The organism is Micromonospora sp. DT43 (assembly GCF_049841645.1).
Lineage (GTDB): Bacteria > Actinomycetota > Actinomycetes > Mycobacteriales > Micromonosporaceae > Micromonospora.
Genome location: NZ_JBNCKR010000002.1, coordinates 730,209 through 745,714 on the forward strand (window position 1 = coordinate 730,209; position 15,506 = coordinate 745,714).

A 15,506-nucleotide genomic window follows, 5' to 3' on the forward strand; every position below is an offset into this window, starting at 1 on the left:
CCTTCAGGCGGAGGCGGGCTGGCGGGGCAGCGTCGGAGTGTGCACGGTGGTGGGGTCGTAGCCGGCGGCTTGCAGGGTGAACAGTTCGGCGTACCGGCCATGGGCGCTCATGAGCTCGTCGTGGGTGCCGGTTTCGACGAGACGGCCGTCGTGCAGGACGTAGATGCGGTCGGCGTGCCTGACGTTGGCGAGCCGGTGGGTGATCAGGATGGTGATGCCGCCTCCCTGCCGGTCGCGGATGGCCTGGAACAGGGCGTCCTCGGCGCGGGGATCGAGGGCGGAGGACGGCTCGTCCATGATGAGCACGTCGGCGTCGCGCAGGAATCCCCGGGCGGCGGTGATGCGCTGCCACTGCCCGCCGGAGAGGTCCTGCCCGCCGGCGAAGGTCCGGTCCAGCAGCGTCTCGTACCCCTGGGGCAGGGCGGTGATCATGTCGTGGGCGACCGCTCGGGCGGCCGCGGCCTCGATCCGGTCCTGCTCCGCCGTGGTGCTGATATCGCCGATCGCGATGTTGGTGGCGGCCGTGAACGGCCACTTGTGGTACTCCTGCGTGACGACGCCGATCCTGGCTCGGACCGCCTCGGTGCCCCAGTCGTCGCTGGGCCGTCCGTTGTAGCTGATGGTGCCGCTGGTGGGAGTGCGGAGGGTGGCGATCATGGTGGCGAGGGTGGACTTGCCGGAGCCGTTCTCCCCGACGAACGCCACGGTCTGCCCGGCGGAGATGGTGAGGGTGACCCGGTCCACGGCGGCGGTGTCGCGGTCGGGGTAGCACAGGCTCACCGCGTCGACGGCGATCTCCCGCAGTCGCTCCGTCACCGGCGCCCCGACGACCCGTTCCGAGGGCGGTGGCAGGTAGTCGGCGGCCCGGGTCATGAAGCCGGTGTAGTCGCGGAAGTGTTGCCCCTCGGTGTAGACGCGGTCGACCTGGAACGTCACCACGGCCAGCGAGCGTTGCGCGGACTGGACGGCGATCACGCAGGTCGCGGCGGCAGAGAGCGGGATCTGCCCGTCGATGAGCAGCAGGCCGAGCAGGACGTAGACCACGGCGGTGGCGATTCCGCCGAGCATCGCGCCGACGGTGGTGGTCGTGGTGACCCGGCGGGCCAGGGCGAGTTGGATCCTCGTCTCGACGCTCATGACCCGGTCGTACTGGTCGAGCAGGAAGTCGCGCAGCCCGTAGGAGCGCAGCTCGGGGGCGGAGTCGCGCTCGGCCATCAACCGGTGCAGCAGCCACAACCGGCGGCGTCGCACCGACCCGGCGGCGTAGGTCTGGTAGCGCAGGTGCCCGGCCCGCAGCGACGCCCACCCGTTCGGCACGGTCGCCACGAGCAGGGCGAGCAGCAGCAGCGGGTGGACCAGTACGACTGCGACGGCGACGGCGATGACTCCGGCGAGGCCGGCGAGGAGGTTCATCGACGCCTGCACCAGGCCGGTGGTGGAGTTCGCGCCGCGGGAAGCGCGTTCCATGTCGTCGGCGAACGCGTCGGCGTCGAATGCCTCCAGCCGCACGGCGGTGGTTACCTCGAACAGGCCTCGCTCGACCTCCCGGTCGACCTTCGGGGTGAGGCCGTTCTGCGCGTACCCCATCGCGGTGGCCATGCCGGCGCGCAGCGCGGTGGCCGCCGCGAGCGCGGCCAGGGCGGGCAGCGCGGCCACCACCTTGTCGGCGGTCGGCCCGCCGGCGAACAGTTCCACAAGCACCCGCTGCGCGGCCAGGAGCCCGAACGCGGACAGCACCCCCGCGACCACCGTCGTCGCCACCACCACCGACGTCCGTGCCCGGTCCGCGCGCCAACTCACAACGAGCGCGGCCCAGACCAGCCGCGGCAGTTCGGAGAAGACGGCGAACAGGCCGGCTTGCGCCCGCGCCCGAACGCCTGTCTCCCACCACACCTCCCGCAGCTCCGGCAGCACCGAATCCCGCGGCGGTGGTGCGGTACGGGCGGGCGTGCGGTCGGAGTGGTCGGTTCTCGGCATGGCGGTACCTCCCGAAGGTGAGCCCGGTGGGCATGCAGGGACCGTAGGATGCCGGCCGGTCGACACGCCCGCAGCGCCGTGCGCCGACATTGTCGGCAGATGCCGACACAACTCCGACACCACTCCGACCACGTACGCGCCGCGGCCCCACTCGGTTGGGGCCAGGGGCGTGAGCTGGGCATTCGTCACCCGCAGGCGTCTGCGCACGGGAGTCCACGGGGTCAGAAGTGTCACCGGGAGCAGTTACGGTGTCGGCTCATCGTGACTGCGGCACCGGGGGTGGCAGCGATGGCCGACCATGACGAGATCGCCGCCGCTCGCCGCGCGCTCGGTCGCCACCTCGCCCGCCTGCGTAAGGACGCCGGTCACACCCAGCACGGGTTGGCTCGGCTCGTGCAGTACGGGCGCAGTTCGGTGGCGAACACCGAGACCGGCCGCCAACATCCCGAGCGGTCCTTCTGGTCCCGCTGCGACGCGGTGTTGCGCACCGGTGGCGTGCTGACCGCCGAGTACGACCGCATCGCCAACCTGGCCCATCAACACCGCCACCGCCCGGCGCCCCCACCCCCTGACCCCGATACTGCTCACGACAGTGGCGCGGCGGCCGCGTGGTGGGAGCACGAGGGGCGCATCATCGCCCGGCGGTCCGCGCTGACCCTGACGGCCGATGACGACGCGCGGCTGGCGCACCTGGAGCACGAAGTGCGGCAGGCGATCGGTGACAACGAACGACTCCCGCCGGCCACGCTCGTGTCCCGGCTGCGTCCGCTGCGGGGAAGCGTCGACCAGCTGATGGCGGCACGGCAGCACCCACCGCAACGCGCCCGGCTCTACACCGCCGCCGCCCACCTGTCCGGACTCCTCGCCGCCCTCGCCCTGGACCTGCGCGCCTTCCCGGTCGCGCGCGCCTACGCCGCCGAAGCCTTCGACCTCGCCCACGCCGCCCAGCAACCCGACACGCAGGCCTGGGCCCGTGCCACCCAGAGCCTGATCGCCTACTACACAGGCGAGCACCGTGACGCCCTCGCCTACGCCGAAGACGGCCTACGTCACGCCGGTGCCGGCCCGCACCTCATTCGCCTCACGATCAACGGGCAGGCACGAGCGCTCGCCCACCTCGGCGACCGCCGGGGCGTCCACCAGGCCGTGGACCGCGCCTTCGCCCTGCTGCCCGAACACCACACCGCTGGGCAGGTCAGCACCAGCCTGACCCTCGGCCCGTACTGTCCGACCCGGGCCGCCGCCAACGCGGCGACGGCCTACCTGGTCCTCGGCGACACCACTGGCGTCATCGACCACCTCACCGCCGCCGTCGCGGCTTTCGACGCGGCGCAGCTGCGCGGTCCGCAAGCGCTCAGCCGCCTCGATCTGGCCACGGCCCACGCCGTGGCGGGCGACCTCGACCAGGCTGCCGGGCTGGCCCTGGAAGCGCTCAGCCGCACCGCCGAGTACCGCTTCGAATCGGTCTACCAACGCACTCGCCAGTTCCTCGCCGCCGCCCGCCCCTTCGGCCGTCACCCGCGCCTACGGGATGTCGCGGACCTGTTCACCGAATTGACGCGTCCCGGCGGCACGCCACCGTGAGGGTCAGTTCGGTCCGGACGGGATGCGAGGCTGGACGCGTGGCTTCCGGATCGACGTACCTCGCCCAGGGGGAAATCGTCGCCGGGTTTCTCGACTCGTACGCCCCGGACGCCCGCCCGCCGGTGACGCCCGTATGAGCTTGGTGTCGGCGTTCGTACCGGTCTGGATCCTCACCGCGATCGGCTACGCGGCCTGTCGCTGGGGCCTGCTGGGCGAGGCGGCGGCGTCGGTGCTCGGCCGATTCGTGTTCCATCTCGCGATGCCGTCCGCCCTGTTCCTGGCCCTGTCCCGAATGCCGCTCTCCGGATTCGCCGGCCGCTCGCTGCTCGCCTTCGGGATGAGCACGGCCGCGGTCGTCGGGTTCGGGTGGGTCGGCGCGAGCCGGCTGTTCGGTCGTACGCCGGGCGAGCGACCGATCTGGGGCATGGCCGCCGGGTACGTCAATTCGGCGAACCTCGGCATCCCGATCGCAACGCAGGTTCTCGGCAACGTGTCGTTCCTGGCGGAGGTGGTGCTACTGCAGGTGCTGGTGGTGACGCCCGTGATCCTGGTCGCCCTGGACCGGCACAGCGACCCGGCCGGCCGGGTACGGGTCGGCCGTATCGCCTCCCTACCGGTACGCAACCCGGTGATCCTGGCGTCGCTGCTCGGTGTCGCGTGCTCGGCTACCGGCCTGCACCTGCCGTCGGCGGCCGGTGCGCCGCTCACCCTGCTGTCGGGCGCCGCGGTTCCGGCCGCCCTGGTCGCGCTCGGCGCGTCGCTGCACCGCACGACGCCGTCGCGGGCCGAGCCGACCGAGCCGGGCGAGCCGGGCGAGCCGGGCGAGCTGGGCGGGCTGGGCGGGCTGGGCGGGCTGGGCGAGCTGGCCGTGATCACCGCGCTGAAGCTCGTCGCACAGCCGGTCATCGCGTACGCGGCCGGGCTGGCCCTGCACCTGTCCGGGCCGCAGTTGCTCGCCGTGGTGGTGTGCGCGGGCCTGCCGACAGCGCAGAACACGTTCATCTTCGGCCAGGAGTACGGCGTCGGCGAGGCGGTGGCCAACCGGGCGGTGGTGGCGACCACGACACTGTCGCTGGCCACCCTGGCCGCCACGGCGGCGCTGCTCGGGTAGATCCGTCGGCCTGCTTCCAACGCCAGCACTACTGGTGCGAGGGTGTTGTTCCGACTGCCCGTTACTCCCTCGACTGCTGAAGGCTGGGATGCCGCCATGACTGATCACGACGTCCGTCCGGTGGTGTTCCTCGACGTCGACGGAACACTCCTGCCCGCGGGCGGGGTGCAACAACCGGCGACCCTCGCGGAGTGGAACGCGAAGTGGCAGAACTCGTCGAATCCGCACCTTTCGAGATTGACGCTTGAACACGGCCCGCGTCTGTTGGCGCTGCCCTGCGATCTGATGTGGGCGACGGCGTGGATGGAGGATGCGAACGAGGTGATAGCGCCACTGCTCGGCCTGCCCACGTTGCCGGTGGTGGACATGGGTGAGCTGCCGGACATCGACGATCCGGTTTTCTCCGAGGACGACTGGACTGCCAAGCTGCACTGGAAGACGCCGGCCCTCGTCGAGACTGCCGCGGGACGCCCGTTCGTCTGGGTCGACGACGAGATCACCGAGGTTGACCGATCCTGGGTCGCCGCGCACCACCCAGGGCGAGCGCTGCTCCACCGTGTCGCTTCCGACTCCGGTCTCACCGACGCCGACCTCGTCGTGGTCGAGGAGTGGTTACAGACGGCATAGCGCCGCTGGATCGCGGGTGATGGCTGGCCAGGATCCAGTCGAGCACCGTAGACGCGGTCGACCGGGGTCGGCCGGTGGACGTCGCGGCGGCCGGCCCCGCTGGGGCCGCGGCTGTGGGCTGGGCGCTACCAGGATCATCGCCGGCGAGCTGCCGGGAATCTGTGTCGGACACGTGTTGACCTTGACCTGTCAGGTGGTGAGTGGCGCGACCGCGAGAGCGGTCTGCTCATCGACGGTTCGCTCGCCGCCAGAGCAGCCCGGCAACCGCCGCGACGACGATGGCCAGCGCGCCGCCGGCCACGAGGACGCCAGCGCCCGGGCCGTTGTCGCCGTGCATCGACGCGGCGGCGGACGGCTCGTTGGTCGTCGTGCTGACGATTGGCGGGGCGCTGGAATTGGGGTCGGCCACCGTGAACGGGTACGACCCCTGAACCGGGTGCCCGTCGGTGGAGACGACGCGGTAGGCGACGGTGTAGGTGCCGTTGGGCAGTGCCTCGGTCACCTGGACCGACCCCTTCGCCCCGCCGACCACCGGGGCACCCGTGGGTATCTTCCGCCTGGCGGCGTCGGTGAGGACGATGGTGGTGAACGGGGGGTCGAGCCGCCCAACGAACTCGAGCACGATCTCGGTAGGGGCCCTGGACAGGGTCGACTCCTGGCCCGGCGCCGAGGACCGGAGCGTGTTGTGCGCCCAGGCGGGGCTGACCGGGACGAGCACCGCCACGAGGACGGCGAGGACCGCCGCGCCCAGCCGGAGGGCGGTGGGGCGGAACGACTGCACGGTCATGACGAAACTCCGGTTGGCGTGATCATCCGAGCACCTGCTCGCCGACCCATCCCCCGGGCTGACAACCGGGAGGGATGGCGAAGACGGCGGAACCGATCGGGGTGGTCCACTCGTTGAGCAGGTCCCGGTCGGCCAGCCGGCGTTGGATGGGCAGGTACTGCCGGGCGATGTCGGCCTGGTACGAGGTGAAGATCAACCCGCTGTCCGCGTGACCCTCCGCCGTCGGCACCCCGTCGTAGTTGTACGGCCGGCGCAGGATCTTCAGCCGGTCCTCAGTGACATGCGCGCGGGTCAGGTGGGAGAAGTCGGGAATGATGGTGAGGCCGTCCGGGCCGGTGGCGGCGAAGTCAGGTTCGTCGCGTTCGGCGGTGCCGGTCAGCGGGGCGCCGGTGTCGAGCCGCCGACCGACGGCGATTTCGCGGTCGGTCCGGCCGAGCAGGTCCCAGGTCTCCATGTTCATGCTGATCCGCCGTACGACGAGGGTGGTGCTGTCGCGCAGCCACGCCGGGCCGTCCGGGACCCAGAGCGCGGTGTCCATGGGCGACCCGGGTCGGGGGTTGGCGGTGCCGTCGAGCTGACCGAACAGGTTGCGTTGGGTATGGCCGCCCGGCTCGACACCGGGGCTGCGCCGGAAGCCATGCTGGACCCACCGCACCGTGGCGAAGGGCCGGCTGTCCTTGATCAGGACGCGTTGGGCGTGCGCCACGGTGATCGGGTCATCGGCGCAGATCTGGAGCAGCAGGTCACCACCGGACCAGGCTGGCTGGAGCCGGTCGATGCGAAACGAGGGCAGTTCGGTGACCGACACCGGCCGCCTGTCGTCGACCCCGGCGGCACGGTACAAACCGGGGCCGAAGCCGAAGGTCACGGTCAGCCGTGCCGGCAGCAGCCCGAGCTCGGCCTCGGTGTCGGCCAGCGCGGGTTGGCCCTGGGTGAGCCGGGCCGCGTCGTCGGTGAGCAGCCGCAACAATCGACCCACCGCTGCCCGGTCGGTGTCGTCGCGCAGGGTCAGTGCCACGAACGACGCGTACGCCTGTGGTTCGGTGGACACCCCGGCCTGCCGGGTGCCGTGGAACGGCTCGATGAGGCCGCCGACGGCCGCCACCGGCGTCGTGTCGGCGGCGACCACGTCCGGTCGCGCGGACCCGGCGGTACGCGTCATGGTGGTCACGGCACCGCCGACCACGGCTCCCCCGACGGCGAGAGCGCCGTCGGTGAGCAGGCCACGCCTGCTCAGCGGCCGGACGGGTGAAGTCCCGGTCACGATGCCGGGCTCATGCTCATCCCCGGCGTGGCGCTCATCCCGGGCATGGGCTCGCCGTGGCCGGGGGCGTAGCTCTCCTGCGCGCCGGTGAACGGCTTGGCGACGGCGCGGAACTGCTGTGTCCTGCCGTCGGCGAAGGTCAGGGTAAAGGTCAACTCGTCGCCGGCCTGGACGGGCTTGGTGACGTTCATCAGCATGAGGTGGTCGCCACCGGGCTCCAACGCATGCGTGCTCCTGGCCTTGATCACGATGCCGCCCTGCTTCTGCCGCATGACCATCTTGCCGTCCTTCATGGCCATCTCGTGCAGCTCCATCGACGACAGTGAGGTCGTGGCACCAGTCACCGTGACATCGGTGTCCCCGTCGTTGACCAGGGTCCCGAAGGCTGCCGTCATGCCCTTGTCGGTCGCCTTGACCCACGGGTCACGAATCGTGACCACGCCAGCGGCGGTGCTCGCCGATGCCGACGGGTTTGGCTGCGCGGAAGCCGGCGAGTCGGACGACCCACACCCTGCGGCGCCGACCGCCACGAGCGCGGCGGCGGTGGCGAGTGCAATGGCCGAGCGTCGGCGCGAGCTGATGGTAGCCATGAATTCTTCCTCCGATGGTTGTTGCTGCATCGTTGGTCGATCGCCGTGGGACGGAAGTTCCGGGCTGGCGGATAATGACCCGATCGCGGCCGACCGACGGAGGTTCCGGAGTAGTGGCGGGGCGTTTCCGCCGGTCACGCTGCTGACCGGCCGCAGACCCGTGCCGGGCTGGATGGCACCCGGCGCAACCTCCGTCGGCCGGCGTCAGCCATCCTGGAAACAGCGCTACCTGACCACTTTGCCTTTCGCTGGGAGGTCGCGCCGCGCCGGTGGACCGCATCACCGCAGGTCAGAGGGATCGCCTGTGACCTACGTCGGTGAGCATTCGGTCGCAGCGACCTCGTTGAAGACCCGGCGACCGAGCGCGCACGCTTTATGAGTGGGCGTCAGACCGGTTCGGCGAGACGGGCGATGACGCGACGTAGTTGCTCGGCGTAGGCGTGGAGGAACTCCGGTGAGTCGGCGGCGAGACCGGTCATCCGGCGGGCAATCTGGGGCAGCACCGTCGGCGCCAGTGTCGCCGCGAAGAGCAGCACCTGGACGTACGCGGGGTCCAAATCGGCGGCGAGCTCACCGGCCTGCTGCCGGCGGCGCATGTCGTCGACCATCGCGGCGAAGTAGGCGTCGGTCACCGGGTCGGCATCCGGGTCGGTGGGTGCCTCGGCGCGGGTGAGCCCCTCCCAGGCGAGCAGCCGCGCCCACGACCGCTGCGGCTCACCGGGGGTGAGGAACCCGCTCACGATCTCAGCCAACGGCCGGTCCGGTCGGGCGGCGCCGTTGGTCGTCTCCCATTTGCGCCGAAGGGCCCGGTAGAGGCCGTCCTTGCCGTCGAAGTAGTACGAGATCAGCTGCTGGTTGATGCCGGCGCGAGCAGCGATCGCGCTGGTCCGAGCACCGGCGAAGCCATGTTCGCTGAACTCGATGAACGCCGCGTCGAGGATGCGCTCGCGGGTGCGCTCGGGATCGCGTTTGCGCTGTTCACCACTTGGGGACCGGCGAGGCTTGCCCATGAAGATCACCGTAACACGATCACGTGGGCAGATACCCTAATCAACTGTTTGATTGACAGTGACATGCAGTTGCGTGATAGTCGTCGCATGGACACACCAAAAGTCATGATCATTGGTGCCGGGATCGGCGGCCTGTGCCTGGCCCAGGGCCTGCGCCGCGCCGGGGTGTCGGTGACCGTCCACGAACGCACGAAGGCCCGCACCGATTGGCTGCAGGGCTACCGCATCCACATCAACCCGAACGGCAGCCGAGCGCTGCACGCGTGCCTACCGCCCGCCACCTGGCAGGCTTTCCTCGACACCGTCTCAACCGACACCGGCGGCTTCGGTTTCACCACCGAACGGCTCGACGATCTACTCCGCTTCACCGCCGAGGAGATCACGCCCGCCCTCGCTCCCGAAAGCCGGCACTATGGCGTCAGCAGGATCAGCCTGCGCGAGGTGCTGCTGTCCGGCATGGATGACGTGGTGCGGCTGGACCACGAGTTCACGCACTATGAGGCTACGACCGACGAGCGGGTGACCGCCTACTTCACCGACGGCGGCACGGCCACCGCCGACGTGCTCATCGGTGCCGACGGCGCCAACTCACGAGTACGCCGCCAGCTACTCCCCCACGCGCGACGCGTCGACACCGGCGTCGTGACGATCGCCGGCAAACATCGCCTCGCCGACGCCACCCTGCCCAGAGTGCTGACCCAGGACGTCAACCTCGTGATCCCGAAGAGCCGTGGATCCTTCTTCACCGCGGTGTGGCACCCCGGCCCGCAGGTGATCGCTCCGCCGGAAGAGTTCCTGCTCGACAACGCCACTGCCTACCTCCTCTGGGGCTACACGGACGCGGCGACTGCTTTCCCGGCCGAGACCGTCGAGTCCCTCTCCGGAACGGACCTTCAACGCCTCGTGCTGGACCGCACTGTCGAATGGGCACCGGCGCTGCGGGAAGTGGTCACCGGCTCCGACCCGGACACGATCAACGCCATCCGAGTGCGCAGTGCCACTCCCGTCGACGCCTGGGAGACCGGACGAGTCACCCTTCTGGGCGACGCGATCCACAACATGACACCGATGGCGGGGATAGGCGCCAATACGGCACTGCGTGACGCCGCCCTGCTGTGCGGCAAGCTCACCGAGGTCCACGCCGACACGACCGCGATGCTGCCGGCACTGCACGACTACGAACATCAGATGCTCAACTACGGCTTCGCTGCGGTACGACAGTCGCTGCGCAACGCGCGCCAGGCGAGCACCACCAACCGCCTGACCAGGGCCGCGCTCCGCGCGACACTGCGTACCACCAATGCCATGCCGCCGCTGCGCCGCCGGATGGCCACCCAACTCGGCCAATGACCCCGGCGCGTGACCATCGGATGGCTCGGAGTCGGCTGCCACCGCGGTTCAGAGCCCTGCCCGCCTACCGCCGCGGCCCGATCCATCGCTGCACGACGACCGTCCCAGCCGACAACCCGGGGTTCACCCTGCGCCTTGCTGTTACCGGTGGTGGCCTCCACGGCCAGCTTGGTCGCTTGGAAGCATCGGCACGGCGCCCTGTCAGCTGCGGATTAGGGCGTCCGGTCTTGACGCAGTTCACCGAGTGCTGTCGGCGACCCGCGTTGCCTCGATGACGGGGAGGAGATCGTTCAACGACACGATGACATCGCTCGCGGTGCTGCGCTCCGCATCTCGATCGAGCGTGACGCCGTGATAGCCGAGGTCCCTGGCGGCGACCACGAGCTGCGGGTCATCGTCGACGAACAGGCACTCGTGCGGCTCGAGGCCGAGTAAGCGATTACCCTCGGCATACATCCGCGGGTCGGGCTTACGGCAGCCGAGGACCTCGGAGATCGCGAAGCCCTCGAAGTAGTGCTGGATGTCCAGGCAGGCGAACGTCGCCTCCAAGCCGGCCCAGTTGTCGGAGACGATCGACATGCGAACGCCCCACAGCTTCAACCGGTCGAGGACGCCACGAACGTCGGGGTAGAGCTCGATGGTAGGCCCTGCGGCCGGAGCCTCCAACTGCTGCAGCAGTTGCTCCGATGGGCAGTCGATGCCGAGCACCGCCAGCACCGTCCGGTGATAGTCGGTGCGATTCGCCGTCGCGGTTGTCGCGTTTAGGAAGCGCTGCCCGACTTCGATGGCCTGGGGAAACAGGCTCTCCCTCACTTGAGGGTGATGCGCCTCGACGATGCTCTCGAAGTCGTACCGGGGATTCCACCGACCACCGATCGGTCGCGTCAGGACACCTCCGGCGTCAAACATCACTCCACGAATACGCCGGTTATCCCTCACCGACGGCAGTCTAACAACTCGACAGACATCGATGTCCCTGTCATCAATTCGGCATCCGGTGCGCACTGATCCGAGCGCCGTGGTCAAGGCCGGTATACGAATGTCAGTGAACGCGTCCGGGCTACGGTGACCCGGTGGCACCGGACAAGTGGGCACAGTGGCTCTTGACCCGTCGGGACGGCAACAGCGCGAGCCTGCGCGCCCGCAACGCCCGAGATGTGGCGGCGTTTCGTGACCGCGTCCTTGAGGGAGCTGACCTGGCGGCCGACGACGTGGTCCTCGACGTGGGTTGCGGGACGGGACTGATCGGGTTCGGCGCGCTGGATCGACTCGGCCCGGACGGTCATGTCATTTTCAGCGATGTCTCACTGGATGTGCTCGACGAGTGCCGGCGCACCGCCGGTGACGACCGGCGGTGCAGCTTTGTCGTCGCGTCCGCCGATGATCTCGCCGAAATCGCCGACGCCTCTGTCGACGTCGTGACCACTCGGTCGGTGCTCATCTACTCCGATCGCAAGGCCGCCGCCTTCGCGGAGTTCTTCCGGGTCCTGCGGCCGGGCGGACGGATTTCCCTGTTCGAGCCCATCAACAGCTTTGCGATGCGGCTTCGGCCCGACGATCTGTTCGGCGTGGGCACTGCGCCCGTGCACGACCTGGTCGCCAAGGTACGCGATGTCTACCGGGGCACCACCGAGGAAACCATGCGACCGATGATGGACTTCGACGAGCGTGACATCGTCGACTGGGCGGTGACCGCCGGCTTCGAGGCGGTGGAACTGGACTACCGCGCCCAGGTCGACGTGCCCGCCGACCCCATCGAGGACTGGGAGACACTCAAGCGCGTGGCGCCCAACCCCTTGGTCCCCACGTACGGCGAAGCGACCGCGGCCGCCCTGACCGACGACGAACGCGAGCGCCTCGACACGTACATGACCGCCCTGGCCGCAGCCGGCACGCCGACGCGGCGCACGATGGCCACCGCGTTCCTTCGCGCACGGCGTCCGCACAGCAACAACGCCGTGTAGCGGAGCGGTGTTCGCTCCAGGTCTGCTGATCGAAACCTGCGGCATGTCGCGGGTTCAGCTTGGCGACCATCCGACCGTCGACGTTTCCGCGTGGAATGTGCCCTGCCGCCTTCGCGGAGCCGGGTGGCCTCGCGCAGCGCAACAGCTCTCAGATGAACCGATCGGTTGAAGAGCGTCCCCAACGAACACTGCGCCGGATCAGCGGCGTGGCCCGTGCGGCCTCTGCCTACGGCGCAGGTTCCAGTACCACGACTGGGATCTGGCGGTTGGTCTTCCGCTCGTAGTCGGCGAAGCCTGGATACGCGGCCTTCTGCGCACTCCAGATCCGTTCCCGCTCGGTCCCGGTGGCAACTCGGGCGACCAACTCGACCTTGTCCGTACCGATCTCCGCGTGGGTATGCGGGTGAGCCAGCAGGTTGTGGTACCAGTCAGGGTTGGTGGGCGCGCCGCCCTTGGACGCGAACACGGCGTAGCCGCCGTCCACCTTCTGGTACATCATCGGGTGCACGCGAGGCTCGCCGCTCTTGGCGCCGACCGTGTGCAACAGCAGCAGCGGCGCGCCGGCGAACTGGCCGCCGACCTGGCCGCCGTTGGCGCGAAACTCATCGATGATCTTGTCGTTCCAGTCACTCATGCCTTCTCCTCGCCTCCGCGAACCGGCTTCTTATCGACGATTCTGACAGTCATGGCCGGGGCGTGACACCGCGGACTCGCACCAACGAGCCCGGCGGCGGCAATGCACAGCGCTCGGGGTCGCGGCCAGGCTCATCGGCCGTCGGCGCCGGGTGCACACCCACACCTGGTGGGAGCGGCTGTTGCTGATCGCTCGTCGACCGGTGCGCCGATGGCTACTCGGCGAGCGAGCGATCAGCGCCGCCCCATTCCCGGTACTCATCGGCTACCAGGATTTCACTCACTGTCCTCCCTTGTGTACCGATCGTCGGGAGCCCGAGTAGGTAGGTTGATCAATATCACCCGCCCGATCCGTCACCCGGAGAGGCCTTCGTATGCTTAAAAAGTGGTTTGCCAGGACCGCCGTTGCCGTCCTCGTCGCTGGGTCAGTGATCCTGACCCAGAACGCCCCGGCGCTCGCCCAGTCTCGTGAGGACACGTACCTGGCCGGCGGCACAGTAAACGGGCCGACCGCGATCAGCCTCGCCACGAAAGTCTCTCTCTACGACGACCACGTCTCCCTCAGAACGAACGTCATGTTCGGCGCCAACGCGACGTCCGCCACCGGCTGCAAGATCACAGGCTGGCTGATCCTGCGGTACTGGAACTCGACCTCGACGTGGGAAGGCCCTCGCAACACCTTCACCTGCGAAGGCGCCCTGAACAAGGCCGGGACGGCAATCGCGTTGTGGTGGGACAACTGGGCGGGATACACCAGCGCCGACGGCGCCCAGGGGCGAGTCTGCGTAGACCTGTACTACAACGGATCGACCTCGTCCGGCTGGCAGCGCTGCTATACCGCCCCCGTCACCTGGGAAGGCTGACCCCGCGCACCGATCCTGAAACACAACGGGCCGCCGGCAGTCCGGCGGCCCGTTGTGGCTAGCTGATTACCGCGCGCAACCCGCAGCCTCCCATCTGCTGCTGCGCCGCCACGAGGCAACGGATCCCACCCGGCCATCGGCGACTACTCCGAGGAGGGCGGTGACGGCCGCAGCGCGTCCGCGTGCCGGAGCGCGGCGGCAACGACCAGGAGCTGTCCGAGGATCTCGATCACCAGATAGACGAGCCAGCCCACGAACAGGTACGGCAGAACCGCGACCGCCGTGATCAGGCAGCACGGTCAGCGTCCGAAAGCTGGTCCGGTGCCGACGGCCCGTCCCACCCCTGCCAACAGGGCCAGCAGCAGTGCGGTGGGTACCAGGGCGAGGAAGATCTCCAGGCCGAGGGCGAGAAGAGTCCCTCCCGGTTGGGTGGAGCTGAGGTACGGCAGCCGGTCCTCACCGTCGGTGGCGGCTGTCAGGGCCGACCGGCGGGGCGGTGACGCACTCCTCGGGCTCCCATCGCACCTCGGCGAGCGTCGTAGCGTTGCAGTTGAGGTACTTGCTGAGACTCTGCTCGGCGGCGCTCGCCGTGTCCTGGACACCGTTGCTGGGCAGTACCCGAACGACCGTGGGCGGGCGGCGCGGACGGCTGCTCGATCTCGTCCAGCATGGCCAGGATGTTGGCCTCACCCTTACGGCGGCCGGTGCGGTACTCCCGGGTCAAGTCGTCGACGAGGTCGGTGACGGTGCCCGACTCCCGTATCAATGCCGGTCTGGTCGACGACACGAAAAAGCCGGCCGCCCCCACCGTCGAGACGAGACGACCGGCCACCACGAAATCAGCTAGTCGAGCTTCACGATGTACCCCTCGTCAGCGCACGCCGTCTGCAATCCCGACACGTGCGTCCCCATCGGCCCGATCAGCGCCAACGCACCCCCACCGTCCTCCATACCCTGCGCTTGCCACAGAATGTCGATCAGCGCCGTCCCGTGCTCCCGGATCTTCGGCTTCCGCGAATCCTCGAAAATCTTCCGCGCTTCCCGGTACTCGGCCTCCGTGAACTTGTCGTCATCCGCCGACTTCGGTTTGCCGTCCATCTGCTTGCCGTCGGCCATCGCCTTGCAGGCGGCGATCCCCGAGTCCTCGCGGATGAGGCCGTCGTAGACGGCGTAGCCGCCGACGCCGAGCACGAGAACCGCAGCGAGAGCGAGCGCGGCGACGATGAGCGGCTTACGGCTCGACGTGGCCGGCTGCGGCGGCACGGCCTGCCCGGGATAGCCGAACCCGGGATCGTGGGCGCCGACCTGGCCGGGCTGGTACTGCTGCGGCGGGTAGCCGGTGCCCTCCTGCTGGTTGGAATGCTGCGGCTGCTGAGTGTGGTACGGGTCGGTCAAGGCGTGCTCCCCACGTGGTTGCTGGCTCGTTGATGTTGGTTGGATCTTGTTCGCCGGGCTACCAACTGTCGGGTTGGTGACTGCGGTTGTGGCTGGTCAGGTGTGGACGTCTGCGGTTCGGCCCGGACGGCTCGGTTCAACGGCCGAAGGGGCCCGAACCGCCGGCCCAACCCCCGGCACACCAAACAGGCTGCTTACCGGCGCAACCGGCGGCGACGATCAGGCCCACCGACCTCGCCCACCGGCAAGCCGCCGCGGAGCTGCGCGTCGCCGCCCAACACAAGCCGACGACCGCCGTCGACGCCCAGGTCGATCGCCGGCCGCTGAGCGACTACGACCGCCTGTTCGGCC

General features: G+C 69.4%; 14 protein-coding genes. 6 read left to right on the top strand and 8 right to left on the bottom strand.

The window, feature by feature from the left end; all coding sequences use genetic code 11:
* Positions 1–3: 3 nt before the first annotated feature.
* On the bottom strand, positions 4–1,977 hold the full coding sequence (locus tag ACLQ26_RS07405) for an ABC transporter ATP-binding protein (protein WP_425743707.1): 1,974 nt from the start codon (positions 1,975–1,977) through the stop codon (positions 4–6).
* Positions 1,978–2,265: 288 nt separating this feature from the next.
* Between ACLQ26_RS07405 and ACLQ26_RS07410 the strand changes: the two genes are divergently transcribed.
* The 3 genes from ACLQ26_RS07410 to ACLQ26_RS07420 all read left to right on the top strand — a co-directional run bounded on the left by ACLQ26_RS07410 (position 2,266) and on the right by ACLQ26_RS07420 (position 5,299).
* Positions 2,266–3,561 (top strand): helix-turn-helix domain-containing protein, encoded by a 1,296-nt coding sequence (locus ACLQ26_RS07410; protein ID WP_425743708.1) that lies wholly within the window; start codon positions 2,266–2,268, stop codon positions 3,559–3,561.
* A gap of 133 nt (positions 3,562–3,694) precedes the next feature.
* Positions 3,695–4,672 carry an AEC family transporter gene (locus ACLQ26_RS07415; RefSeq protein WP_425743709.1) on the top strand — a complete coding sequence of 326 codons (978 nt, stop codon included), beginning with the start codon at positions 3,695–3,697 and terminating at the stop codon, positions 4,670–4,672.
* Positions 4,673–4,768: 96 nt separating this feature from the next.
* A complete protein-coding gene (locus tag ACLQ26_RS07420) occupies positions 4,769–5,299 on the top strand; it encodes an HAD domain-containing protein (protein ID WP_425743791.1) in 531 nt (176 codons plus the stop codon).
* A 226-nt stretch (positions 5,300–5,525) separates the two neighbouring features.
* On the opposite strand, the gene ACLQ26_RS07425 is transcribed toward ACLQ26_RS07420, so the two are convergent.
* The 4 genes from ACLQ26_RS07425 to ACLQ26_RS07440 all read right to left on the bottom strand — a co-directional run bounded on the left by ACLQ26_RS07425 (position 5,526) and on the right by ACLQ26_RS07440 (position 8,950).
* The gene (locus tag ACLQ26_RS07425) at positions 5,526–6,086 is read right to left on the bottom strand and encodes a copper resistance CopC family protein (protein ID WP_425743710.1); all 561 of its coding nucleotides are present in this window, start codon (positions 6,084–6,086) and stop codon (positions 5,526–5,528) included.
* A 22-nt stretch (positions 6,087–6,108) separates the two neighbouring features.
* Positions 6,109–7,323, bottom strand: coding sequence for a Dyp-type peroxidase (locus tag ACLQ26_RS07430; RefSeq protein ID WP_425743792.1), 1,215 nt, complete (start codon positions 7,321–7,323; stop codon positions 6,109–6,111).
* Positions 7,324–7,346: 23 nt separating this feature from the next.
* Positions 7,347–7,940, bottom strand: coding sequence for a copper chaperone PCu(A)C (locus ACLQ26_RS07435; protein ID WP_425743711.1), 594 nt, complete (start codon positions 7,938–7,940; stop codon positions 7,347–7,349).
* Positions 7,941–8,326: 386 nt separating this feature from the next.
* Complete coding sequence (locus ACLQ26_RS07440; protein ID WP_425743712.1) at positions 8,327–8,950, bottom strand: TetR/AcrR family transcriptional regulator; 624 nt, start codon at positions 8,948–8,950, stop codon at positions 8,327–8,329.
* Here ACLQ26_RS07440 and ACLQ26_RS07445 point away from each other — a divergent pair.
* The gene (locus ACLQ26_RS07445) at positions 8,846–10,300 is read left to right on the top strand and encodes an FAD-dependent oxidoreductase (protein WP_425743713.1); all 1,455 of its coding nucleotides are present in this window, start codon (positions 8,846–8,848) and stop codon (positions 10,298–10,300) included. The genes ACLQ26_RS07440 and ACLQ26_RS07445 overlap by 105 nt on opposite strands.
* A 237-nt stretch (positions 10,301–10,537) precedes the next feature.
* Here the strand turns inward: ACLQ26_RS07445 and ACLQ26_RS07450 are convergent, their stop codons facing one another.
* Positions 10,538–11,239 carry an HAD family hydrolase gene (locus ACLQ26_RS07450; RefSeq protein WP_425743714.1) on the bottom strand — a complete coding sequence of 234 codons (702 nt, stop codon included), beginning with the start codon at positions 11,237–11,239 and terminating at the stop codon, positions 10,538–10,540.
* Between the two features lie 134 nt (positions 11,240–11,373).
* Here ACLQ26_RS07450 and ACLQ26_RS07455 point away from each other — a divergent pair, with 134 nt between their 5' ends.
* Positions 11,374–12,264 (top strand): class I SAM-dependent methyltransferase, encoded by an 891-nt coding sequence (locus ACLQ26_RS07455; RefSeq protein WP_425743715.1) that lies wholly within the window; start codon positions 11,374–11,376, stop codon positions 12,262–12,264.
* Positions 12,265–12,490: 226 nt separating this feature from the next.
* On the opposite strand, the gene ACLQ26_RS07460 is transcribed toward ACLQ26_RS07455, so the two are convergent.
* The gene (locus ACLQ26_RS07460) at positions 12,491–12,898 is read right to left on the bottom strand and encodes a nitroreductase family deazaflavin-dependent oxidoreductase (RefSeq protein ID WP_425743716.1); all 408 of its coding nucleotides are present in this window, start codon (positions 12,896–12,898) and stop codon (positions 12,491–12,493) included.
* 427 nt (positions 12,899–13,325) lie between these two features.
* On the opposite strand from ACLQ26_RS07460, the gene ACLQ26_RS07465 reads away from it, so the two are divergent.
* Positions 13,326–13,760, top strand: coding sequence for a hypothetical protein (locus tag ACLQ26_RS07465; protein WP_425743717.1), 435 nt, complete (start codon positions 13,326–13,328; stop codon positions 13,758–13,760).
* Positions 13,761–14,603: 843 nt separating this feature from the next.
* Here ACLQ26_RS07465 and ACLQ26_RS07470 read toward each other — a convergent pair.
* Positions 14,604–15,155 (bottom strand): hypothetical protein, encoded by a 552-nt coding sequence (locus ACLQ26_RS07470; RefSeq protein ID WP_425743718.1) that lies wholly within the window; start codon positions 15,153–15,155, stop codon positions 14,604–14,606.
* Positions 15,156–15,506 lie beyond the last annotated feature (351 nt).

Coding starts and splice junctions, on each gene's coding strand:
- ACLQ26_RS07425 (WP_425743710.1), bottom strand. CDS start 6,086: ATGACCGTGCAGTCGTTCCGCCCCACCGCCCTCCGGCTGGGCGCGGCG.
- ACLQ26_RS07435 (WP_425743711.1), bottom strand. CDS start 7,940: ATGGCTACCATCAGCTCGCGCCGACGCTCGGCCATTGCACTCGCCACC.
- ACLQ26_RS07410 (WP_425743708.1), top strand. CDS start 2,266: ATGGCCGACCATGACGAGATCGCCGCCGCTCGCCGCGCGCTCGGTCGC.
- ACLQ26_RS07440 (WP_425743712.1), bottom strand. CDS start 8,950: ATGGGCAAGCCTCGCCGGTCCCCAAGTGGTGAACAGCGCAAACGCGAT.
- ACLQ26_RS07405 (WP_425743707.1), bottom strand. CDS start 1,977: ATGCCGAGAACCGACCACTCCGACCGCACGCCCGCCCGTACCGCACCA.
- ACLQ26_RS07445 (WP_425743713.1), top strand. CDS start 8,846: ATGTTCGCTGAACTCGATGAACGCCGCGTCGAGGATGCGCTCGCGGGT.
- ACLQ26_RS07415 (WP_425743709.1), top strand. CDS start 3,695: ATGAGCTTGGTGTCGGCGTTCGTACCGGTCTGGATCCTCACCGCGATC.
- ACLQ26_RS07420 (WP_425743791.1), top strand. CDS start 4,769: ATGACTGATCACGACGTCCGTCCGGTGGTGTTCCTCGACGTCGACGGA.
- ACLQ26_RS07460 (WP_425743716.1), bottom strand. CDS start 12,898: ATGAGTGACTGGAACGACAAGATCATCGATGAGTTTCGCGCCAACGGC.